The organism is Mesorhizobium sp. M0701 (genome assembly GCF_040320365.1).
GTDB lineage: Bacteria > Pseudomonadota > Alphaproteobacteria > Rhizobiales > Rhizobiaceae > Mesorhizobium.
This window is the reverse complement of record NZ_JAMYPO010000001.1, coordinates 152,117-172,833: the sequence shown is the minus strand read 5'-3', so window position 1 is coordinate 172,833 and position 20,717 is coordinate 152,117. Positions and strand designations below refer to the sequence as shown.

Sequence of the window (20,717 nt, the reverse complement as noted above, 5' to 3'; positions counted from 1 at the left end):
CAGCGGACTTGATCAAAGATTTGCCTGAAGGTGCGATGCTGCTCGCCGACAAGGGCTACGATGCCAACGCATTGCGCACTGCCATCACGGACCAGAACACTTGGGCCAATATCCCGCCCAAAGCCTATCGCAAGGCCCCGATCTGCTTCAGCCCTTCCTATACAAAGCCCGTAACCTGATCGAGCGCTTCTTCAACAAAGCCAAACAGTTCCGTCGCATCGCGACGCGCTACGACAAGCTGGCTGAGAACTTTCTTGCCGCCCTAAAACTCGTCGCAATCCGCATCTGGCCACGTAGCTATGAGTCTACGTCCTAGGGCCGCGTGACCGGAAGCGGCACGCCGGGAAGGAACAGCGAAATCGGGCGGATTTCGTAGACGGCGGTCGGATTGACGCGGCGAAGGTCGCGCGCAATGTCGATGGCGGCGTCACGGTTGGCGCAGTCGACGACATAGAGCCCCAGCAATTGTTCCTTGGTCTCGGCGAAGGGGCCGTCGATAACCATTCCGGTGCCTGGCCCGCGCAAGGTGCAGGCGTCTTGTGTCGCGCCGAGCCGGGCCGCCGGCCCAAGGGTGCCTTGCCGGTAGAGCCGATCGTTGATCTGGAGAAGATCGGTCATCAGCGCCGCATCCTGCTCAGGCGTCAGTGCCGTGATCGCTTCTTCCTCGTGATAGGCAAGAATGGCATAGAACATCTGGCGTCTCCTTTCGTCGTCCTCACTTCGCCAGGAACGCCTCGATCCGCTCCAGCGCGCGCAGGATGTTCTCTTCGGAATTCGCGTAGGACAGCCTGACATAGCCTTCGCCGAGAATGCCGAAATCGGGGCCGCCGATCAGCGCCACGCCGGCATCCTCGAGCAGAGCCGAGGCGAGCTTCTTGGCCTTCCAGCCGGTCTTGGAAACATTGGGGAAGGCATAGAAGGCGCCTTTCGGCGTGATGCATGAAACGCCCGGCAAGGCATTCAACCCCTCGACCACGACCTTCCTGCGGCGGTCGAAGGCGCGCATCATCTTGTCGACGTCGTCCTGCGGGCCGTCGATGGCGGCTATGCCGGCATACTGGCTCGGCGCGTTGACGCAGGACCAGCAATTGACCGCCAGCTTGCGCACCTTGTCGTAGAGATGCGCGCCCTTGTCGCCATTCGGCCAGATCGACCAGCCCATGCGCCAACCGGTCATCGCCCAGGTCTTCGACCAGCCGTTGAGCACGATCAGCCGGTCGCGGATTTCGGGGAAGGCGAGCAGCGAGCAGTGCGTCTCGCCGTCATAGGTCATCACGTCGTAGATCTCGTCGGAGAGGATGGCGACGTCCGGGTGCGCTTGCAGCCCCCTGACCAGCTTTTCGATCTCGGCGCGAGGCGTGACGCCGCCGGTCGGATTGGCGGGCGAGTTGAGGATCAGCAGCCTGGTCTTCGGGGTGATCAGCGCCAAGGTCTCCGCAGCCGAAAAGGCAAAGCCGTTCTCCTCGCGCATCGGCACCGGGATGGGGGCAGCACCGGTGAACTCGATCATCGAGCGGTAGATCGGAAAGCCGGGATCGGGATAGAGAATTTCGGCGTCCGGCTCGCCGAACATCAGGATGGCCGCGAACATGGTCGGCTTGCCGCCGGGCAGGATCATCACCGCTTCGGGCGAGACTTCGACGCCGGTAGTGGCCAGCGTGCGGCGGACCACCGCTTCGCGCGTCGCCAGCAGGCCGTTGGCCGGCGTATAGCCGTGATGGCCGTCGCGCAGCGCCTTGATCGCCGCTTCTACAATGTGCTGCGGCGTCTTGAAGTCGGGTTGGCCGATGCCGAGATTGACGATATCGCGGCCCTGATGGGCGAGTGCCGTGGCACGAGCCAGCACCGCGAAGGCATTTTCCTCGCCGAGACGATCGAAGGCCGAAATCGTGTGGAGCATTTTTCCCGTCCGTGTGGTTCTTTCAGCGAGCGTGCGTTTTTGTGAGCGTCCTCTCGCAAAAGTCAAACGGATTGGAGCGTTCAGTGTCGGAAAATCTCAAGAATTGGCAAGCGCGCCCACGGCCCGAACGCAAGGTGCTGGAGGGCCGCACTGTCCGGCTTGAACCGCTGAGTGCGAAAAAGCACGGGGACGGCCTGTATGAGGCTTCGTCCGTTCCTGACATCGGTGGCCGCTTCGCCTGGCTGCCCGACTATCCGCCGGAGACCCGCGCCGCCTTCCAGCCGTGGCTGGACAAGGTCGAAGCCAGCGAGGATCCCCTGTTCTTCACCGTCATCGACAAGGCCAGCGGCAAGGTCGCCGGGCGGCAGACGCTGATGCGCATCGACGCCGCCTACGGCGTCATTGAGATCGGCAACATCTATTGGGGCCCGCCGATCTCGCGAAAGCCGGCGGCGACGGAAGCGCAGTTCCTGTTCATGAAGTACGTCTTCGACGAGCTTGGCTACCGCCGCTACGAATGGAAATGCAATAACCGCAACGAGCCGTCGAAGCGCGCGGCGGAACGTTTCGGCTTCAAGTTCGAAGGCATTTTCCGTCAGCATCTTGTGGTCAAGGGCGAAAACCGCGATACCGCGTGGTATTCGATCATCGACAAGGAATGGCCTGATCTGCGCAGAGCCTATGAGGCGTGGCTAGATCCGGCTAATTTCGACAGCGATGGCCAGCAGAGGCGGCGGCTCGAGGATTTTCGCGCTGAGTTCGGCGCCTGACCATGATCCCGAAAAGTGGACGCCGGTTTTCGGATAAGATCATGGTCGAACAAGAAGACAGAGCCTCCATCCCGAGTCTGCCGGGATGGATCAGGCTCTAGCAGGGGCTATAGATGGCGCATACCCACGACCACGCTTCGCAGGGCCACGACCACAGCCATGGCGCAGGTCATGTGCACGGCTCGACCGACAAGAAGCGCGTGCTGATCGCGGCATGCCTGACCGCCGGCTTCATGGTCGTCGAAGCACTTGGCGGTCTCTTGACGGGATCGCTTGCGCTGCTGGCGGATGCCGGCCACATGCTTGCCGATTGCGTTGCGCTCGGGCTTGCCTGGTATGCCTTCCATCTTGCGGGCCGGCCGGCAACCGTGCGCCTCACCTATGGTTTCGGCCGGGTCAAGACACTGGTCGCCTACACCAACGGCATCGCCATCTTCGCCATCGCGCTGTGGATCGTCTATGAGGCCTGGGGGCGTTTGCTGACGCCTGAGCCCGTGCTCGGCGGGCCGATGCTGGTCGTTGCCATCGCCGGCCTTGCGGTCAATATCGGCTCGTTCTACGTGCTGCACGGCGGCGACCGCGGCAGCCTGAACATGCGTGGCGCCATCCTGCACGTTCTCGGGGACCTGCTAGGCTCGGCCGCGGCGATCGTGGCGGCGCTGGTGATCCTGGCGACGGGCTGGACGCCCATCGATCCGATCCTGTCGGTGCTTGTCGCGCTGCTGATCCTGTCCACGGCCTGGTCGCTGATGCGCGAAGCCGCCCACGTCCTGCTCGAAGGCGTGCCGGCAAGCCTCGACCGCGACCTGATCGCCAGGGACATCGAGGCGACAGTCAAGGGCGTGCGCGAGGTGCATCACATGCATGTCTGGTCGCTCGACGGCTCCAGCAACATGGCGACATTGCATGCCTGCCTTAATGACGGCGTCGATGCGCATATGGCGGTCAGCGCGATCAAGAAGCGGCTTGCGCAGGAACATGGCATAGCCCATGCCACGGTCGAACCGGAATTCGGCCGATGTGCCGACAGCCATGAGCATGATGACGAGCACGAGCATGCGCATGACACGGCATCGCACCGCGGCCATTATCACTGACTTCGGGAGTTCCTGGCATTGGCAACGATCGACATGAACTCTCGCCACCCTGGCGCCGCGTGATGGACCGCGACACCCGCAATGCGGCGATCGGCGCCGCCTGGGTTTTGCTGCTGTTCGGCATCGCAGCCTATTATCTTCCAACAGTGATGCTGGCGGTCGGCAAGGTCTCGACGGTTCTTGCCGGCGTCGTCGCGGCGATCTTCATGGTGGCAATCTTCGTCGTGTTCTGGCTGCGTAGCCGCAGCCAGCGCAAAAAGGGAAAGTGACATGCGCATTCTGATTACCGGCGCGGCAGGCATGGTCGGCCGCAAACTCATCGCCAGGTTGGCCAAGGACGGGACGCTCGGCGGCCGCAAGATCGCCGCGCTCGACCTTCACGACATCGTGCCGCCGCAAGCGCCGGTGCTCGAAGGTGTCAGCATTACCCTCCACACCGGCGACCTTGCCGCACCGGGAGCGACGGCAAATCTGGTCGCGCCGCGCCCCGACGTGATCTTCCATCTCGCCGGCGTGGTGTCGGGTGAGGCGGAGGCCAATTTCGATCTCGGCTATCGCGTCAATCTCGACGGCACAAGGGCGCTGTTCGATGCCATCCGCTTGGCCGCCTATACGCCACGCGTCGTCTTCACCTCGTCGATCGCCGTGTTCGGCGCACCGTTTCCCGACATCATTCCGGACGAGTTCCACCCGACGCCGCTGACCTCCTACGGCACGCAGAAGCTGATCGGCGAGGCGCTGCTTGCCGACTATACGCGCCGCGGTTTCTTCGACGGCATCGGCATCAGGCTGCCGACCATCTGCGTCAGGCCGGGAAAGCCGAACAAGGCGGCCTCAGGGTTCTTCTCCGGTATCATCCGCGAGCCGCTGAGCGGCCATGAAGCGATCCTGCCGGTGCCGCGCTCGGTTGTCCACACACACGCCAGCCCGCGTTCGGCGGTGAATTTCCTGATCCATGCGGCTCAGATCGACGGCAGTGCGGTCGGCCCGCGCCGCAACCTGACGATGCCGGGCGTCGCCGTCAGCGTCGGCGAACAGATCGAAGCGCTGGAACGTGTCGCCGGCGCCAAGGCGGCCAAACTGATCCGCGAGGAGCCCGACGAGACGATCTGGGCGATCGTCAAGGGCTGGCCGACGCGCTTCGAGGCGCGGCGCTCGAGGGAGCTTGGCTTTGCCGCCGAAACGAGCTTCGACGAGATCATCCGCGTCCATATCGAAGACGAGTTGGGGGGCAATATCCCTAGTTAAAGCGCCCCGATCGGACGCAACGAGGTCAGGCGCCAGTCAGGCTGGCCGAGAGCAGCAGCAGGCCGAAAAGGAAGACGAAGGCGGCGCCGCCGATCTCGACGAAGGAATGGATGCGGTTGCCCATGCGGCCGTCGCCGGCGAAATACACCGCCCAGTTCTTCGCGGTCACCGCAAGAGTCGCCAGAGCCGAGACGGTGATTGCGGTGCCGAGCGCCATGGCCAGCACCGAAAGGATGCCGCCGAACCACAGCCCATTCAGCAAGGCGAAGCTCAGCACGATCAGCGCGCCTGAACAGGGGCGGATACCGACGGCAGCCACCGCCGACCAGGCCGTGCGCCAATCGAAGCGATCGCCGGAAAGCAGCACCGGGTCGGGCGCATGCGAGTGTCCGCAGGTGTCGCAGACCTCGCCCGCCGCGTGGCTGTGGTGATCGTGCGCAGCATGGGCGTGGTCGTGGGCGCTGTGATCGTGATGGTCATGCGCATGGTCGTGATCGTCATGCGCATCAAGCGCGTGGGAATGTGCCGCATGGGCATGCGCGGAATGCGCATGGCCGGCATGTGAATGGCCGGCATGGGCAGCCGAGAGGCTGTAGCCCGGATTTGCGCCGAACAGGCGAAGGATGGCCGGGCCTGCCTTGCGCCACAGCAGCCAGGCGCCGAACAGAGTGACGAAGACATAGCTCATGATTTCGAGGAACCATGCGGCGTCTGTCATCGAGACAGCAGTGCCGCGCAGCAAGAAATAGGCGACCAGCATCACCACGATCGCGGTCAGCGCCTGCAGCAGGGCCGAGACGAAGGACAGCATGATGCCGCGCCGGAGCGCCACTTCATTGGCCACCATGTAGGACGAGATCACCGCCTTGCCGTGACCGGGGCCGGCGGCGTGGAAAATGCCATAGGCAAAGGACAGGCCGATGAGCAGCCACAACTTGCTACCGTCCTGGCGCATCGCCTTCATTGCGCCGGCAAGCGCATGATAGAATTCCTGCTGGCGCAGATTGATCCACATCAGGATGTGGGCGAACGGGCCGGTGGCGGTTGGAGCCATGCCGTCATTGGTGCCGATGCCGAGCGAGCTCTGGGCGTGGGCGGAGCCGAGGAAGTGCGTCATCACAAAGGCGACGGCCAGAAGGCCGATGGCCAAACGCAGGGACGGTTTCGTCACTGGATCTATCCTTCCGGCTGACAGGTCAGTTCGAGCTTGGTGGCGAAGATCTTGCTCATGTCGGTGCCCGTCGGATCATTGAAGAAGGCATCGGTCAGGGTCTTCTGGTTCTCGGCGATCGCCTCGTCCGGGTTTGGGCGGACAACCTTGCTGGTGCAGGTCGGCGGCAACCCATCGACCTGCAGATTAGCATCCTCGGTGAAATCGATCGCGGTGTAGAAGGTCGGGTCGTAGACGCCGATATCTATCTTGCCGCTCAGTTTGATCGGCACCTTCGGTTCAGATTCAAACAGGATGATCAACTGGTCATTGTCGAAATTGGCCATCAAATGCGGCGGCGGAGTCATTGCCACGTCCTTGCCGTCGACGGTGACGAGCTGGAAATAGTTGAATTCGGCAAGCGAGGCATGGACGGTATCGGCGACATCCTTCAGCTCCTTGTCGTCGAGTTTCAGGTCGGAATTCTTGTCGAACTCCATCATCACCGTGCTCGAAAACAAATCATCGAAGCGCCAGACATGGCGCAATGCCTTCACAGTTTGGTGATCCGGGCCGAGGACCACTTCGAGGCGGGCTTCAGCGAAGACGTGGGGATGCACCTCAGCCGGTCCGACGGCGGCAAACGTCGCGGTCAAGGCCGAAGCCAGCATCATTGCTTGCCGTTTCAGGTGCATTCTCGGTCGCGATTCAATCGGCTTCGGTGAATTGCCGACAGTTACCAGAAAGCGGGCGAAAATGGGACCGCAACGCGGCTGAAAGCTCATGCGTTGTCCAGCGCCTTGAACCACTGCACCAGGAAGTCGACGAAAACGCGAACTTTTGCAGGCAGATAGCGCCGGTGCGGATAGACGGCAAAAATGCCGCCGCCGGGCAGAATGCGGTCATCCAGCGCAGTCACCAGCTTGCCGCTTTCGATGTCGGGCGCGGCGATGAAATCCGGCAGGATGGAAAATCCCAATCCAGCCACGGCGGCCGCCCTCGCCGCCATCGGGCTGTTGACCTCGATCGGGCCAGAGACCGAAACACTCACCGTATCGGCACCGTCGCCCTTGAACGGCCAATTGGTCAGCCAGCGGCCGTTGGTGTCGATGATGCAGGGCACGCGGGCAAGGTCTTGCGCCCTGACCGGCATGCCGTGCTTGGCGATCAGTTCGGGAGACGCGCAAAGCCGTACCGAAAATGGCGCCAGGCGCCTGGCGATCAGCGAGGAATTTTCCAGCCGCGAAATTCGCACCGCCAGATCGAAGCCCTCCTCGACCAGATCGACGAAACGGTCGTCGAGATGGATGTCGAGGACGATGTCGGGATGCTGCTTGGCGAAATCGATCAGCGACTGGCCGATCGGCGCGTCGGCAAACGTGCGCGGCGCCGACAGCTTGATCCTGCCGCGCACGTCGCCGGAGGATTCGCGCACCGCATCGGCAAGGCTGTCGACCTCGCGCACGATCTCCGAGGCGCGCCGGTAGTAGGTGTGGCCGGCCTCGGTCAGGGAGAACTGCCTGGTGGTCCGATTGAGCAGCAGCGCGCCGAGTTCGTCCTCCAGCTCGCGCACATATTTCGACAATAGCGCCTTGGAGCGGCCGATCTTGCGCGCCGCCGCCGAAAAGCCTTCGGCCTCGACGACATCGATGAAGGCACGCATGCGGGTCAGCGTATCCATGTCATGCGCCTCCTTGGTGGGCTGAAAGGATGCGGGCGGCGAGCGCAATCAACTGCCGGTCGCTGTTCTTCGGGCCGAGCAGCGAAAGACCGAACGGCGCCCCGCCGGTCTTGCCGAGCGGCAGCGTGATCTGCGGAAATCCCGACAGGCCGGAAAGGCAGAGCAGTCTCAGCGCCCGCTCGCGATAGGTCTGCAAATCGTCGAATGACGCGGCCTTGAGCGGCGCGGCGCCCGGAGCGGTCGGAAGCACAAGAACGCCGTCGTCGCCAAGCAGGCCGGCAAGCTCGAGGCGAAACGAAACGCGACGTTCCGTTTCGTGTTGCGCCGTTGCCGCGTCGACGGTCGCGCCGTGCTCGAAACGCTCCTTGACACCGGGCCCCAGCATGCGGTCGCCGCCGGCGATCCAGGCGCCGTGACTTTGCCAGGCTTCATAGCCTTGCAGCTTGCGGAAGCACCAATAGAGATCGTCGGTCGAATGCGACAGCGGGCCGACGCTGCGCGGTGCGCCCAGCACCGAAGCGACACTGCGGAGCATGGCGCGATATTCGTCGGCCTCGTGCGGGCCGAGCACGAGGCCGTCCAGCGCAGCGAGAGTGACGGGGCGTCTCAGTTCGTGGGAATGCGGATCGTCGCCGAGCAGCACCGTGCCGACCTTTTCGTAGATGACGATGTCCTTGGCGAACCAGCCGAACGTGTCCAGCGAAGGCGCCAGCGGCATGGTGCCGTCGAGCGGGATGCCGCCATGCGTCGTCCTGAGGCCGACCAGGCCGCAGAAGCTTGCCGGCGCACGGATCGAGCCGCCGGTGTCGGAGCCGGTGGCGATATCGGCGAGCCCGCCGGCAACTGCCGCGGCAGAACCGGAGGACGAGCCGCCGGTGACGCGATCGGGTGCCACCGGATTGACCGGCGACGGGAAATGCGCGTTCAGCCCCAGCAGGGAAAATGCGAGTTCGTCGGTCTGCGTCTTGCCGATGAAGCGGGCGCCCGAATCAAGCAGCGCCTGGACGGCCGGCGCGGTCGCCATGGCCGGTGAAGCGTCCCGGTATTTCTGCGGATTGCCGCAGCCGGTGCGGTAGCCGGCGACGTCGAAGATGTCCTTTACGGCAAGCCGCAAGCCGGCAAGCGGGCCGGATTTCGCATTGGCTACAGGGGTTTGATCAAGGTCGAGAAAAGCGTTCAGCGGGCCGCGAGTGCCTGTCATGCGTTCGATATCCGGATGTGCTTGCCGCAGCATTGTTCTTCTGGTTGCCGCAGCATTGTTCGATGCCACAAATTTTACAACCTGCCATACGATTTTTATTGATTGTGAAATCTTTCGATCTTATATCGCGCTTGCCCAAAGTCGCACGTGCCTGTGGGTGTCCGCCGATCCTCGAATGGTGAGGGTAATCGGTAAGGTAACTGGAGCCAACCCCTCCAGTCGGTTTAGCGGCCAACCGCCAACCGAGGACACCTTGAAGCAACGACGGTGCGGGCCTTTCTGGTGTTCTGCCGGTCGTCCAAAGACCGGGGTTACTGAAGAGGCACACCTTCATTGCCGGCAGTGCGGACGGGTCTCCCATCCAAGCCAAGGCAGACAAAGCGAACCGAGGCCGGGCAAGGCCAAGGTTCACCGCCGCGAGACGGCGCTTCATGGTTCCGGGGTCTCCACCGGCTGGTTCCATGGATTTCCGTCCCGCCTTTGTCCACCGCGTGTTCGCGAGGCCGAGAGCCCGCGTCCGCAAGCCTTTGTGCGCGCCGCAAGGCGCTGATGGAGAGACCCGATGGCTACCCAGCGCATCCTTGACTTTCTCGCCACCCGACGTCCGAACGGTCCGTGCCTCGTCGTCGACCTCGATGTCGTGCGCGACAATTTCCGCGCCTTCGAGAAGGCGCTTCCCGATTCCAAGATCTACTATGCGGTGAAAGCAAATCCGGCGCCGGAAATCCTGCGCCTGCTTGCTGCGATGGGCTCGTCCTTCGACACCGCTTCCGTTGCCGAAGTCGAGATGGCGATGGACGCCGGTGCGCCGGCGGACCGCATCTCCTTCGGCAACACCATCAAGAAGGAGCGCGACATCCAGCGCGCCTACCAGCTCGGCATCAAGCTGTTTGCGGTGGACTGCGTCGAGGAAGTCGAGAAGATCGCCCGCGTCGCTCCCGGCGCCCGCGTGTTCTGCCGCGTCCTGACCGACGGCGAGGGCGCCGAATGGCCGCTGTCGCGCAAGTTCGGCTGTGTGCCGGCGATGGCGGTCGACGTGCTGCGCCATGCCAGGGCGCTCGGCCTCGACGCCCATGGCGTGTCGTTCCATGTCGGCTCGCAGCAGACCGACCTGACCGCCTGGGATCGCGCGCTGGCCGACGCCAAGAAGGTATTCGCGACGCTGGCCGACGAAGGCATCGTGCTGAAGATGGTCAATATGGGCGGCGGCTTCCCGACCCGCTATCTCAGGGATGTGCCGGTGGCGCAGGCCTACGGCCAGGCGATCTTCTCGGCGCTCAGGAAGCATTTCGGCAACGCCATCCCCGAGACGATCATCGAGCCGGGCCGCGGCATGGTCGGCAATGCCGGCGTCATCAAGTCGGAGGTCGTGCTGATCTCGAAGAAGGCCGACAACGACAATGTGCGCTGGGTGTTCCTCGACATCGGCAAGTTCGGCGGTCTCGCCGAGACCATGGACGAGGCGATCCGCTATCCGATCGTCACCGCGCATGACGGCAGCGAGACCGCGCCTTGCGTGCTCGCCGGCCCGACCTGCGATTCGGCCGACGTGATGTATGAAAAGACGCCGTACCCGCTGCCCCTGTCGCTGACCATCGGCGACGAGGTGCTGATCGAGGGCACCGGTGCCTACACGACGACCTACGCCTCGGTCGCCTTCAACGGCTTCGAGCCTCTCCGATCCTACGTGATCTGAGGGCTCGCAAGAGTTGCTCAGATCATCCCCGGTGGGCGCCTGTCGCCCGCCCGGGCTCGCCTGTGGAACAATCCGCTTGTGAAGGATCGCGGAAATGAACATTGCAGATCTCATCGTTGAAGGCGTGGGAATCTCCCCCCTCGAGGGGGAGATGGCCGCGAAGCGGCCAGAGGGGGTCGGTTCGACTGGACTCGGCCTCCTGCCGCAGATGGAGGCCGGCGCTTCACGCGCGACAACCCCCTCTGTCGCCTTCGGCGACATCTCCCCCTCGAGGGGGGAGATTGCGGTCGTCGCCGAAACCGCCGCCGACGTCCCGGCGCGCGAGGCTTTGCTCGATCGCGCCATGGGGCCGAAGCGCCGGAAGAAGTCGTCGGAAAAGCTGCGGCGCGGCCGCCGGCCTTCGGAGGGCCTGGCCTTTGTCGCGCGCGACGCGTCGGGCACTGTTGCCGGCACGGTGCGGCTGTGGGACGTGGTGCTGGGCGAGGGCGGCAAGGCAGCGCTGCTGCTCGGCCCGCTTGCGGTCGACCCGGCGCTGAAAAATGCCGGCATCGGCTCGGCGCTGATGCGCCATGCGGTCACTGAGGCCGAGCGGCTTGGCCATGCGGCGATCCTGCTGGTCGGCGACGCGCCCTATTACGAGCGCTTCGGGTTTTCGGCCGCAAAGACCGGCTCGCTGGCCATGCCGGGGCCTTACGAGCGGCACCGCCTGCTGGCGCGGGAACTGGTTGTCGGCGCGCTCGACGGCGCGCAAGGCACGCTGAAGGCGGCCGGGCGCAAGCTGAAGGCGCAGCGGCTGCCGCTCGCTGCCTGATGGTTCGAAGCAAGCCGCCCGCCATCGTGCGGCGGCTTGTTTCACCTCAAGCGATCAGCCGATCAGCTGGCTGAGCGCCATGGCGACGCTCATGTCGCCTTCGACCTTTATCTTGCCGGACATGAAGGCCATGGTCGGGTTGAGATCGCCTGATATCAGCGAATCCAGATCGTCGAGCGACAGCTTTATGGTGCAGTCGGCCGGCCCGTCGATGGTCGAGACATCAGCGCCGTCGATGACGATGACACCGTCGCCGCCGGTATCGAATTTCACCGAGCGATCGAACCCGGCACTCGCCACGCGCGACCTGATCTTGTCGGCAATCTCCTGAACGCTCATGGCGGTTCTCCTCGTCTGCTTGCGTTTGTCGCGCGCCGGCGCTTCGACCTGGCCGAAGCCGCTTGCCTGGTTTTACAGCCACGGCCGCCGGCGCATATAGCTTCGTGTTGACGTTTACGTCAACGCAGTTCCCGAGATGAAGATGGGCTTTATCGCCGCAGCATCACGCGGGCATGGTTGCCGGTGCTGTCCTTCGCCAAATTCAGGGATGCGGTGCTGGTGCCGAGCATGAACGTGCAATCGGCGGCCGAGACCTTCCAGCGCGCCGGCGCCGAGGAATTGGCGGTGGTCGAGGATTTCACCGATCGCAAGGTGGTCGGTCTGCTGACCGAAGGCCACCTGATGCGGCGCTATGCCGAAGAACTCGACAAGGCGCGGCGCGATCTGTCGAGCGAGGGGTAGCCGCGTCCTGTCCCGATAGCGATGCGACACACATGTCGGCTGCTGAGTAAGGAGGGCTCACGTCAACGGCCCGCTAATCGCCGGCTCCGAAATCCGATTGCGCGGACTGTCTTCTTCCTTGTGGAGGAGTGTCTTGAAGAAGAGAGCGTCGGGAACCGCCTTGATTACTTTTGCGATCACGGCGGTCGCGAGCACGGCAAACGCTAGGCGACCGAGAAGCACGCTCGTAACATCAGCGCCAAGTGTGACAACGACCAACGTATCCTCAATGAGGCTATGGGCAAAACCCATGAACACGCAGGCAAGGAATATCTGACGCGGCTCGGCGCTAGGCGTGCGCGCCTCGCGGATCAGCAGTCCTGCGCCATAGGAAATCCCGAGAAACAGGCCAACAGCGGCGAAAGGTACCGTCTGCTTTTCAATGCCGGCGAGCCGAAAGAGCGGTGCAAGCCCTCTGTTCATCCACTCCAAAATGCCCGACATCTTGAGAAGCTCGATCACCCAGCTCAGCGCAAGCAGAACAACGAGCATGATGCCCAGGGTTTTGAGCGTACCCAGGAGAAAGCCGCCCCAGTCGGTGCTTTCATTCGTCGGCATCCACGCCGGCTTCACCGGTCCTGACAGCCATCCGGTCACGGTGAATATCTGATGCAGAAGGACAGCAAAGACCAAACCCCCGCCAATACGAAGCGCCGCGGTGACCAGGAAGCTCGGCCCGGCCCTCTGAATGATCCGTTGCTCGATCGGAATGGCATGTGCAAACAGCAAGAGAGCCGAAAGAACCGTCATGTCGGCAGTGCTGAGCGCCGAAACCGGAACCAAGGTGAATACGATCACAAGCGCGCCCCAGATCCCGACCAGCAATCCCGTCAGCCAGGCAAAGGCGAGTTCAGGTGGCAACCCCACCTGCAACATGAGCGGGGAGAAGAACGGAGAAATCGCCTGGATGACGCCAAGGTCCTGCAGCAGCCGCGTGGCAATCGCAACCGGAACGATCACGCGAACCAGTTCCCAATAGATTTCAAGCGTCTCCAATGTCTTGCGATAGAAGGCGGCGCAAATTGCCATCATGCTGCTCCATCATTCCTGGAGCCGTCTGAGTAGCGTGAGACGCTTCGCATTTGTGGTCAAAGTTTGCGATTCCGTGCAATAAAATTGCAACGCACCGACGATGAGCGCGACCGACATGGACAAGATCGACAGAAGGCTTCTCAACCTGCTCCAGGATGATGCCTCACGAACTAACGCCAAACTGGCGGGGTTAGTCGGGCTTTCCCCGTCGAGCTGCCTGCGCCGCATACGACGACTTAAGAAGAGCGGTGTCATCAGCCGCGTTGTCGCGCTTCTCGCACCGGCAAAGGCTGGCCGGGGCTTGAAGGCGATCGTCGCCGTCGAACTGGAGCGTCATGGTGAGCAGTATATGAGGGACTTTCTCGAGTTGGCCGCTCAGGAACCGGCAGTCACTCAGGCCTACAGTGTAAGCGGCGAAACCGACGCCGTCCTCATGCTCCGCCTGACGGATATGGAAGAGTTCGATGCGCTGTGCGAGCGACTGTTCCGAGACCGAAGCAACGTCGCGCGATACCACACGATGTTCGTGATCCGAACGGCCAAGGAAGTGACCGCAATTCCACTGTAGTGTTCGGGTTGCGATTGACCTGCCAGGCCGTGAATTCAGCGGCCCGGCGGAGAAACTCTACGAACATTTCTATATGCCGAAGGGGGTAGTGAAGGCAGCTTGGAGGCAACGCCTCGCGCACGCGAGGACAATCGCCAGCGCCGAATGTCGGAATTGGGCGCCAGCTCGACGCATTTCATGGCGCCTCCCTCACGCCCAGGCATGAAGCTGTCCTTGTTGGCTCAAGGAGAATTTGCATGCGTGGTCATTGCTTATGTGGCGCTATTGCCTTTGAAGTCGATGGCCCGGCACAGGCCTGCGTGGTCTGTCATTGTGAAAGTTGTCGGCGGCAATGTTCTGCGCCGATGACCTCCTATATTGGCGTCTTGAACGGCCAATGGCGATGGCTGGGCAAGCTACCGAAGGTATTCAACTCTTCTCCCGGTGTGGAAAGAACATTTTGCGATCACTGTGGCACGCCGCTGTCCTTCCGCTCAAAGAACATGTCTGATGTCATGCATTTTTTTGCGGCAGCGATGGAGGAGCCAGAAAAATTTGCACCTACGCTGCATGTCGCTTTTGAGGAGAAGCTCCCTTGGTTGAAACTCGCCGACAACCTGCCGACTCGTTTTGGGCCTGACTATACGAAAGACTAGGATCTGCTCGCATCGAGGTGGAAGCTGCGGACAGCATCCGGAAGCGAGATGATGCCTCCGTCCGTTCAAACGGCGGTCGAACATTATCGATCGCGGCTGCTCTCGACCTGCTTGAGCGGCAGCAGGTAGGCGATGATCTGCTGATCGCCGAGTGCTGGATCAAAGCCAATAATGTCGGAGGCGAAAAGGTCGTGGGCGGGGCGTCTCTCGAAGCCAAGGCTTTCATACAGCTTGTATGCAGACATCATGGACGAGGCAGTGTGAAGCGCAAGGCCGCCTGAGCCCTGCAGACGCGCTTGCATGACGCACCATTCGCAAAGCGCGCGGCCATATCCGCGGCCCTGTGACGAGGGAACAACCGCGAGAGTCCTGAGGCCTGCCAGCCCGGGCGGCCAGCCCATGCCGTCAAAGGCGGCATCGGCGTAGTAGGTGACCGTCCCGACGAGGCGTCCCTCGACTTCGAGCACCGCGACGCTGGCTTTCGCCCAACTGCTCCGCGACATCCCGCGCATCCTTGACGTAGGGCTCGAAGATGTGCGGTGCCAGAACGGGCCGTAACGATGCGAAAGCCTCTGAGACGAGCAACCCAATTCCATCCAGTTCCTGACGGCTTGCCAGGCGGACGCGTGGCTTGGATGCGATCTGCATGCATGTCCTCACTGCTCCAGTAATTCGACCGTAGGTAGGGCTCCCTCCGGCTGGCTGGACTTCGCCCGGCTTCGGCCGTCGGCCGTATCCCGCAGCGCGATTCACCCGGAGAGGTTCGCCTGCCACAATAATGACCGGCAGCAAGATTCCAATGGACCTGAGCCGTCGAGCCGCGACGACGAGTTAATCGGCGGAGCACCTCAAACTTTCGGTAACAGTTTGCTCATGCTTATGCGCTCCTCGACCTCGTATCCGCACTTTCGGTAGAACCCAAGAACCGTCGAATTGGAAGCGACAATTTGGAGGTTGATCTTTATGCAACCAAGGCCGGCGATGCGCCTTTCGGCCTCATGGATGAGGGCCTCGCCGATCCCTTTTTGGCGATGGGACTGCAAGGTAGCGATGCGCGATATCCACCCTCGATGGCCGTCATACCCGGCCATGATCGATCCGACGACCTGATCGGCCTCTATCGCCACCAAAAGTAGGTTCGGCTGATGCCTCAGCTTCTCGCGAAGCGGGAGCGATCGTAGTTGCGCGACATCTCGAGCCCAGACTATCCGGCTCTATAGTGGAGCGTTACGGCGACCCAGCAGCAGAGCGATGCCCAACGCCGGAAGCGTCGCCGTCGCGACGACGAGGAAGACGAATTGCAGGCCGGCCGACGCGGCGACCAAGCCGAGCGCCGGGCTGCCGAAGCCGAGCGCCACGTCGAGGAAGACGGTGTAGAGTCCCATGGCCAGGCCGCGGCTGCGTTGCGGAAGACGGCCTACGGCCTCGGCACCGAATCCGGGATACACCAGCGAGTAGCCAAGGCCAGTCAGGCCCGCTCCGATGGCGGCGAGAACAGGCCCGGGCGCAAGCCAGATCAGCGTCAGCCCTGCCGCCTCGACCGCCACGAAGATCACAGCGACGCGCGCGCCCCCCAACCTGTCAGGCAGGTGGCCGAAGCACAGCCTTGCCGCGATCAGCGACGCGGCATAAGTGGTGAAGGGAAGCCAGACCGGCTGCCAGCCGCGTTCGGCAAAGAGCAGCGCGCCAAAGGACAGGATCGCGCCGTAGCCAAGGCTGCTGAAAGCAGCTCCGACGCCGGGAAGCCAGACCGCTTGCGCCACGCTCGTCCATGACTGTCGCGCGGCGCTCGCGGCGAGGCTGGTGCCACGCATAGGCAGGATGGCAAGCAGCGTCGCAAGCGGCAGGCCGACCGTCGTGAGTGCGATCGCGGCGAAGCCGCTCGCCGCGTAAAGCGCAGATCCGATCGGCGCGCCTAGCGCGAGCGCCGCGAACATCGCCGTGCCCATCCAGGCTATGACCTTTCCGGAGTTCTGTCCGCCCGCAAGGGAGAGGCCCCAGGCGACGCCGCCTGTGATGATGAAGCTCTCAGACGCGCCCAGTACCGCCCGGCCGGCGAAGAGCGCCGATGCGGACGCTACCGGCCGGTCGAGCAATGCCAGCGAGCCGAGGTAAATGAACCCCGCCAGGACAGCGGCAATGAGGCCGACGACGACGGCCCGCTTGCCGCCGCGCCCATCGGCATAATTTCCGGCTCCAATGCGCGACAGCATCGAGGCGACGAACTGGCTACCCGTCACCAGCCCGACTGCGAAGGGGCCGAAGCCGAGCTGCTGGTGAAGATGCAGCGGCAGGACGGGTAGCGCCAAGCCGATCAGGAGGAAGCCGGCGAAGACAGCCGCCATGATTGGCACCAGTTCCGCCATCGCGCCATTTCGGTCAGAAGTCCGCGCCATTGTGGCCACCGATAACACTTTGACAGCCGGGCTGTTCCGATCAGTAACGTTCGTAGGTCACGCGCCAGCCTTCGGCCGGATTGTCCGGCGTCAGGACCAGTTTGTTGTCCGAGATTTCGAATTTGCGTTTCATGCTCTTCCCGACAAGGTTGCGGACCAAGGAGGACTCGATCGTGATGACGAAGGTCTTGTCCTGGTCGTTGATGGCGACCGGCCCGTAATAGGCTTCGTAGCCATTCGCCGTGTAAGGCGTGTCCGGCGCCTTAGCGTCGGGGTTCTGGGCCTGCACCGAGAGTGTGCCGGCCTCGGTGAAGATGACCTGGCCGGAATATGGCACGGGCTTGAGGTTTCCCTCGGCACCGGCCTCGAGCGACCTCATGCGCCATGCGCCGATGATCGGGGACTCTTGAGAGAAAGCCGGCGTGGCGACCGAAAGCGCAAGCGCAAGGGCAGCGATCTTCAATCTTATCGTCATATGTCGTTGTCCTTTTTCTGATTTGTGGGTGCGGACAGGCCGTCCGCCCAATCTTCGCTTATACCGAAAGCATGACCTTGATGGCGCGCCGCTCGTCCATGGCGCGGTAGCCTTCAGCGACCTCGGCCAACGGCAGCTTGAGGTCGAAGACCTTGCCGGGCTTGATCCTGCCCTTGAGCACACGGTCCATGAGGTCGGGCAGGAAGCGGCGCACCGGCGCGGGGCCGCCCAGCATGCGCTTCTGGCCGAAGAAGAGATTCTGGCCATCGAAGCTCACGCCATGCGGCACGCCGACATAGCCGATGGTGCCGCCGGGGCGAGAGCAGGCCAGCGCCTGGTCGAAGGATTCCGCCGTGCCAACGCATTCCAGCACCGAGTCCGCGCCGACGTCCTTAGTGAGCCCTTTGATCCGGGCCACACCTTCCTCGCCGCGCTCAGCGACGATGTCGGTCGCGCCGAATTCGCGGGCGAGTTTTTGGCGGCTGGCGTGCCGGCTCATGGCGATGATGCGCTCGGCGCCCATCTCCTTGGCCGCGAGGACGCCCATCAGGCCGACCGCACCGTCGCCGACCACCACCACCGTCGATCCTTCTCGGACCTCGGCTGCGTCGGCCGCATACCAGCCGGTGCCGAGCACATCGGACACAGCCAGCAGGTCAGGGATGAGTTCGGCCGGCGGCACCTCGGCGGTGGCGACCAGTGTGCCATCGGCCAACGGCACGCGGGCGTAAGGCGCCTGCGCGCCCGACATGAACTCGCGCTGCACACAAGACGACTGGAAGCCGAAGCGGCAATGCGGGCAGGTATTGTCGGAGAGGCAGAACGAGCCGACGACGAACTGGCCGGGACGGACCGTGCGCACCTCTGCGCCGACCTCGACGACGATGCCACAATATTCGTGGCCCATATGCATCAGGCCGTTGACCGGCTGCAGCCCGCGATAGGGCCACAGGTCCGAGCCGCAGATGCAGCTCGCCGAGAGCTTGATGATAGCATCCGTCGGGCGAAGGATCCTTGGGTCTTCGACTTCCTCGCAGCGGATGTCGCCGGGCTTATGAAGAACGGTTGCGAGCATTTTGCTTTCCTTTCGTTCAATCGATGTCAGGCGCCGTAGTCGGCGTCGCTGACGTGTTCCAGCCAGTCCACCACCTTGCCGTCTTTGACCTCCTGGAGGGCAATGTGGATCATGGCCGTCTCGGGTGAGGCACCGTGCCAATGCTTCTCGCCGGGTGCGAACCAGACAACGTCACCGAGACGGATCTCCTCGACCGGCCCGCCCTCGCTCTGAACGAGGCCGAGGCCGGAGACGACGATCAACGTCTGTCCAAGCGGATGCGTGTGCCAGGCGGTGCGGGCGCCCGGCTCGAACGTCACCTGCGCGCCCTGCACGCGCGCGGCGTCGAACGGGTTGAACAGCGGATCGATCCGGACCGTGCCGGTGAACCAGTCGGAAGGCCCCTTGCCAGACGGCCTGGTGCCTGCGCGAAGAATATCCATGGTGATCTCCTGTCAGATGCGTTCGATGCGAAGCGGGAACTTGCCGCTTACGTGTAGGGCCTCTTCGCCCGCGTCGAAGCGGCCGAGCCTGATCAGCCCGGGATGGCGGTAGTCGGCGTAGAACATGGCCAGATTGCCCCAAGGCATGAAGTAGCAAAGGTCGTATGGCCGCTCGTTGCCGAACGGGCCGCTGCCCTCCTCGGTCAGCTTGCGCGGCAGATAGGCAATCTTCTCGTTATGCGCGTAGTCGTCGATGGTGAGATCGAGCGGCAGCATGGTGAAGAAGTCGCGCGCCGACGGATTGTCGTAGAGCGTGGCGGTCATGGTCCGGCCATTGAAAATCATCTTGATCTTCATGTCGGTGGGCTCCTGGCTGCCTGGGTCGCTGCCCTGCTGGCTGCGGGCGGCCCGCGGCAGGACCGTTGCCGCGAGCGCGCCGCCGAGCAACGCGCGGCGGCTGAGGTCCGGACGGTCGATCGTCATGGCTGCCGTCATGGCTGCGACCTCCGGGCCAAATGCGATGCTGCAAAGGCGGCGAGCGCCGATCCACAGAGCAGCACCGCGCCGAAAGTGAACGCTCCCCACCAGCCGACCGTATCGAAGAGCGTGCCGCCGATCGCGGCGCCGCCTGTAATGGCGAGCTGGATAACTGCCACCTGCAGCCCGCCGCCGGCCTCCGCGTCGTCCGGCAACGTCCGGCTGAGCCACGTGCCCCAGCCAAACGGGCGCGGCCGTGCCGAAAAAGCCCCAGGCAACGAGCAGCGGCGCTGTAGGAATTGGCATCGTACCGAAGGCGATGAGCGCTACGGCCAGCGCGGCCATGACCAGCGGGATGACGACGAGGATGCTGAACAGGCGCGTGCGCAAAAGCGGGCCTATGCAGAGGGTGCCGAGCACCCCGGCCAGCCCCATCGCCAGCAGGATCGCCGAGAGAGCAGCGATGTCGAGCTGAGTGACGCTCTCGAGGAAGGGCCGCAGATAGGTGAAGAGCGCGAACTGGCCCATGAACAGCATCATGATCGACGCCATGCCGGTGGCGACAGGAAGACGGCCGAGGAGCGCCAGCGGATTGCCTGGACGCTTCCTCCGGCGCGGGGGCAGCGCCGGCAGGCTTGTCCACTGCCAGACCAGCGCCAGGAGCCCAAGCGGCACGACGAGGAAGAAAGCGCCGCGCCAGCCGACATAGGCGCCAAGAAAACTGCCCAGCGGCGCGGCGATGGTGGCCGCAATGGCATTGCCAGCGTTTAGCATGGCGAGACCCTTCGGAACCATGTCTTGCGGCACGAGGCGCATGACGATCGCGGTCGACATCGACCAGAACCCGCCGATCGCGATGCCGAGCAGCGCTCGGCCGACCATGAGGAACGCGTAGTTCGGCGCGAAGGTGACAGTGAGCCCGGACACGATGAGGAGAAGGGTGAAGCCGGTCACGACCAGTCGGCGGTCGATCCGGCGCGTGAGGCCGGCGACCAGCAGGCTGGTCACGACGGCGAAAGCGCCCGAAATCGAGATCGCCTGTCCCGTGCGGCCCGCGGTGATGCCGAGATCGGCCGCGAGCGGCGACAGCAAGCTGACCGGCATGAATTCCGACGCGATGAGCACGGAAACACACAGAGCCATCGACAGCACCGCGCCCCATGCGGCGCGGTCTTCGACAAGCCTTGTGTCGTAGGTCGTTTCCATAATTGGCATCCTTGCTAGGCGACCGGGCGGATCAGCCGCCAATCCCCGTCGCGATGCCAGAAGATATTGCAGAGGAACCCATTCTATTAGACTGAGT

The 20,717-nt window shown here is 63.4% G+C and carries 23 protein-coding genes and 3 pseudogenes; 10 read left to right on the top strand and 16 right to left on the bottom strand.

Annotated elements, in window-relative coordinates; genetic code table 11:
- Positions 1–8: 8 nt before the first annotated feature.
- Positions 9–316: pseudogene (locus NKI24_RS00840) on the top strand (transposase); the annotation flags it as partial.
- Here the strand turns inward: NKI24_RS00840 and NKI24_RS00835 are convergent.
- A complete protein-coding gene (locus tag NKI24_RS00835; RefSeq protein ID WP_352742829.1) occupies positions 313–693 on the bottom strand; it encodes a YciI family protein in 381 nt (126 codons plus the stop codon). The pseudogene NKI24_RS00840 and the gene NKI24_RS00835 overlap by 4 nt on opposite strands.
- A 22-nt stretch (positions 694–715) precedes the next feature.
- Positions 716–1,900, bottom strand: a complete 1,185-nt coding sequence (locus tag NKI24_RS00830) for a pyridoxal phosphate-dependent aminotransferase (protein WP_352682425.1) — start codon at positions 1,898–1,900, stop codon at positions 716–718.
- Positions 1,901–1,983: 83 nt separating this feature from the next.
- Here NKI24_RS00830 and NKI24_RS00825 point away from each other — a divergent pair, with 83 nt between their 5' ends.
- The 4 genes from NKI24_RS00825 to denD all read left to right on the top strand — a co-directional run bounded on the left by NKI24_RS00825 (position 1,984) and on the right by denD (position 5,015).
- Positions 1,984–2,670: a GNAT family N-acetyltransferase gene (locus NKI24_RS00825; protein WP_352742826.1), complete on the top strand. Its 687-nt coding sequence runs from the start codon at positions 1,984–1,986 to the stop codon at positions 2,668–2,670.
- Positions 2,671–2,783: 113 nt separating this feature from the next.
- Entirely contained in the window at positions 2,784–3,767 is a 984-nt protein-coding gene (locus NKI24_RS00820) for a cation diffusion facilitator family transporter (protein ID WP_352742824.1), read from the top strand.
- Between the two features lie 62 nt (positions 3,768–3,829).
- Positions 3,830–4,036: a hypothetical protein gene (locus NKI24_RS00815; protein WP_352448198.1), complete on the top strand. Its 207-nt coding sequence runs from the start codon at positions 3,830–3,832 to the stop codon at positions 4,034–4,036.
- A gap of 1 nt (position 4,037) precedes the next feature.
- On the top strand, positions 4,038–5,015 hold the full coding sequence (gene denD, locus NKI24_RS00810) for a D-erythronate dehydrogenase (protein WP_352448197.1): 978 nt from the start codon (positions 4,038–4,040) through the stop codon (positions 5,013–5,015).
- Between the two features lie 25 nt (positions 5,016–5,040).
- Here denD and NKI24_RS00805 read toward each other — a convergent pair whose 3' ends face one another.
- The 4 genes from NKI24_RS00805 to NKI24_RS00790 form a co-directional block, all read right to left on the bottom strand.
- Complete coding sequence (locus NKI24_RS00805) at positions 5,041–6,195, bottom strand: nickel/cobalt transporter (protein WP_352743086.1); 1,155 nt, start codon at positions 6,193–6,195, stop codon at positions 5,041–5,043.
- Complete coding sequence (locus NKI24_RS00800) at positions 6,192–6,860, bottom strand: DUF1007 family protein (protein WP_352742033.1); 669 nt, start codon at positions 6,858–6,860, stop codon at positions 6,192–6,194. Before NKI24_RS00800 ends, NKI24_RS00805 begins: the two co-directional genes overlap by 4 nt.
- Positions 6,861–6,946: 86 nt before the next feature.
- Positions 6,947–7,846 carry a LysR family transcriptional regulator gene (locus tag NKI24_RS00795; RefSeq protein WP_023675422.1) on the bottom strand — a complete coding sequence of 300 codons (900 nt, stop codon included), beginning with the start codon at positions 7,844–7,846 and terminating at the stop codon, positions 6,947–6,949.
- A gap of 1 nt (position 7,847) precedes the next feature.
- On the bottom strand, positions 7,848–9,047 hold the full coding sequence (locus NKI24_RS00790) for an amidase (RefSeq protein WP_352742821.1): 1,200 nt from the start codon (positions 9,045–9,047) through the stop codon (positions 7,848–7,850).
- A 562-nt stretch (positions 9,048–9,609) separates the two neighbouring features.
- On the opposite strand from NKI24_RS00790, the gene odc2 reads away from it, so the two are divergent.
- Together odc2 and NKI24_RS00780 are read left to right on the top strand one after the other, a co-directional pair.
- Positions 9,610–10,743, top strand: a complete 1,134-nt coding sequence (gene odc2, locus NKI24_RS00785) for an ornithine/lysine decarboxylase (RefSeq protein WP_352448194.1) — start codon at positions 9,610–9,612, stop codon at positions 10,741–10,743.
- A gap of 208 nt (positions 10,744–10,951) precedes the next feature.
- Positions 10,952–11,554: a GNAT family N-acetyltransferase gene (locus tag NKI24_RS00780; protein ID WP_352742240.1), complete on the top strand. Its 603-nt coding sequence runs from the start codon at positions 10,952–10,954 to the stop codon at positions 11,552–11,554.
- Positions 11,555–11,608: 54 nt separating this feature from the next.
- Here NKI24_RS00780 and NKI24_RS00775 read toward each other — a convergent pair whose 3' ends face one another.
- Complete coding sequence (locus tag NKI24_RS00775; RefSeq protein WP_352742818.1) at positions 11,609–11,893, bottom strand: SCP2 sterol-binding domain-containing protein; 285 nt, start codon at positions 11,891–11,893, stop codon at positions 11,609–11,611.
- 201 nt (positions 11,894–12,094) lie between these two features.
- On the opposite strand from NKI24_RS00775, the pseudogene NKI24_RS00770 reads away from it, so the two are divergent.
- Positions 12,095–12,295 (top strand): annotated as a pseudogene (locus NKI24_RS00770) (chloride channel protein); the annotation flags it as partial.
- A 57-nt stretch (positions 12,296–12,352) separates the two neighbouring features.
- Here the strand turns inward: NKI24_RS00770 and NKI24_RS00765 are convergent.
- The gene (locus NKI24_RS00765) at positions 12,353–13,363 is read right to left on the bottom strand and encodes a nucleoside recognition domain-containing protein (protein ID WP_352743084.1); all 1,011 of its coding nucleotides are present in this window, start codon (positions 13,361–13,363) and stop codon (positions 12,353–12,355) included.
- A 118-nt stretch (positions 13,364–13,481) separates the two neighbouring features.
- Here NKI24_RS00765 and NKI24_RS00760 point away from each other — a divergent pair, with 118 nt between their 5' ends.
- Complete coding sequence (locus NKI24_RS00760) at positions 13,482–13,934, top strand: Lrp/AsnC family transcriptional regulator (RefSeq protein WP_023675430.1); 453 nt, start codon at positions 13,482–13,484, stop codon at positions 13,932–13,934.
- A gap of 236 nt (positions 13,935–14,170) precedes the next feature.
- Positions 14,171–14,569 carry a GFA family protein gene (locus tag NKI24_RS00755; RefSeq protein ID WP_352448190.1) on the top strand — a complete coding sequence of 133 codons (399 nt, stop codon included), beginning with the start codon at positions 14,171–14,173 and terminating at the stop codon, positions 14,567–14,569.
- An 83-nt stretch (positions 14,570–14,652) separates the two neighbouring features.
- Here NKI24_RS00755 and NKI24_RS00750 read toward each other — a convergent pair whose 3' ends face one another.
- The 8 genes and pseudogenes from NKI24_RS00750 to NKI24_RS00715 form a co-directional block, all read right to left on the bottom strand.
- Positions 14,653–15,072 (bottom strand): GNAT family N-acetyltransferase, encoded by a 420-nt coding sequence (locus tag NKI24_RS00750; RefSeq protein ID WP_352742816.1) that lies wholly within the window; start codon positions 15,070–15,072, stop codon positions 14,653–14,655.
- Positions 15,073–15,417: 345 nt separating this feature from the next.
- Positions 15,418–15,696: a GNAT family N-acetyltransferase gene (locus tag NKI24_RS00745; protein ID WP_352742814.1), complete on the bottom strand. Its 279-nt coding sequence runs from the start codon at positions 15,694–15,696 to the stop codon at positions 15,418–15,420.
- 87 nt (positions 15,697–15,783) lie between these two features.
- The gene (locus tag NKI24_RS00740; RefSeq protein ID WP_352742812.1) at positions 15,784–16,965 is read right to left on the bottom strand and encodes an arabinose transporter; all 1,182 of its coding nucleotides are present in this window, start codon (positions 16,963–16,965) and stop codon (positions 15,784–15,786) included.
- Positions 16,966–17,005: 40 nt separating this feature from the next.
- Entirely contained in the window at positions 17,006–17,440 is a 435-nt protein-coding gene (locus tag NKI24_RS00735) for a lipocalin-like domain-containing protein (protein ID WP_352742810.1), read from the bottom strand.
- Positions 17,441–17,498: 58 nt separating this feature from the next.
- Positions 17,499–18,515 carry a zinc-dependent alcohol dehydrogenase family protein gene (locus tag NKI24_RS00730; protein ID WP_352448186.1) on the bottom strand — a complete coding sequence of 339 codons (1,017 nt, stop codon included), beginning with the start codon at positions 18,513–18,515 and terminating at the stop codon, positions 17,499–17,501.
- Positions 18,516–18,541: 26 nt separating this feature from the next.
- The gene (locus tag NKI24_RS00725; RefSeq protein WP_352448185.1) at positions 18,542–18,937 is read right to left on the bottom strand and encodes a (R)-mandelonitrile lyase; all 396 of its coding nucleotides are present in this window, start codon (positions 18,935–18,937) and stop codon (positions 18,542–18,544) included.
- Positions 18,938–18,949: 12 nt separating this feature from the next.
- Positions 18,950–19,282: a cyclophilin-like fold protein gene (locus tag NKI24_RS00720; RefSeq protein ID WP_352743082.1), complete on the bottom strand. Its 333-nt coding sequence runs from the start codon at positions 19,280–19,282 to the stop codon at positions 18,950–18,952.
- A 146-nt stretch (positions 19,283–19,428) separates the two neighbouring features.
- A pseudogene (locus tag NKI24_RS00715) lies at positions 19,429–20,620 on the bottom strand (MFS transporter).
- Between the last annotated feature and the right edge of the window lie 97 nt (positions 20,621–20,717).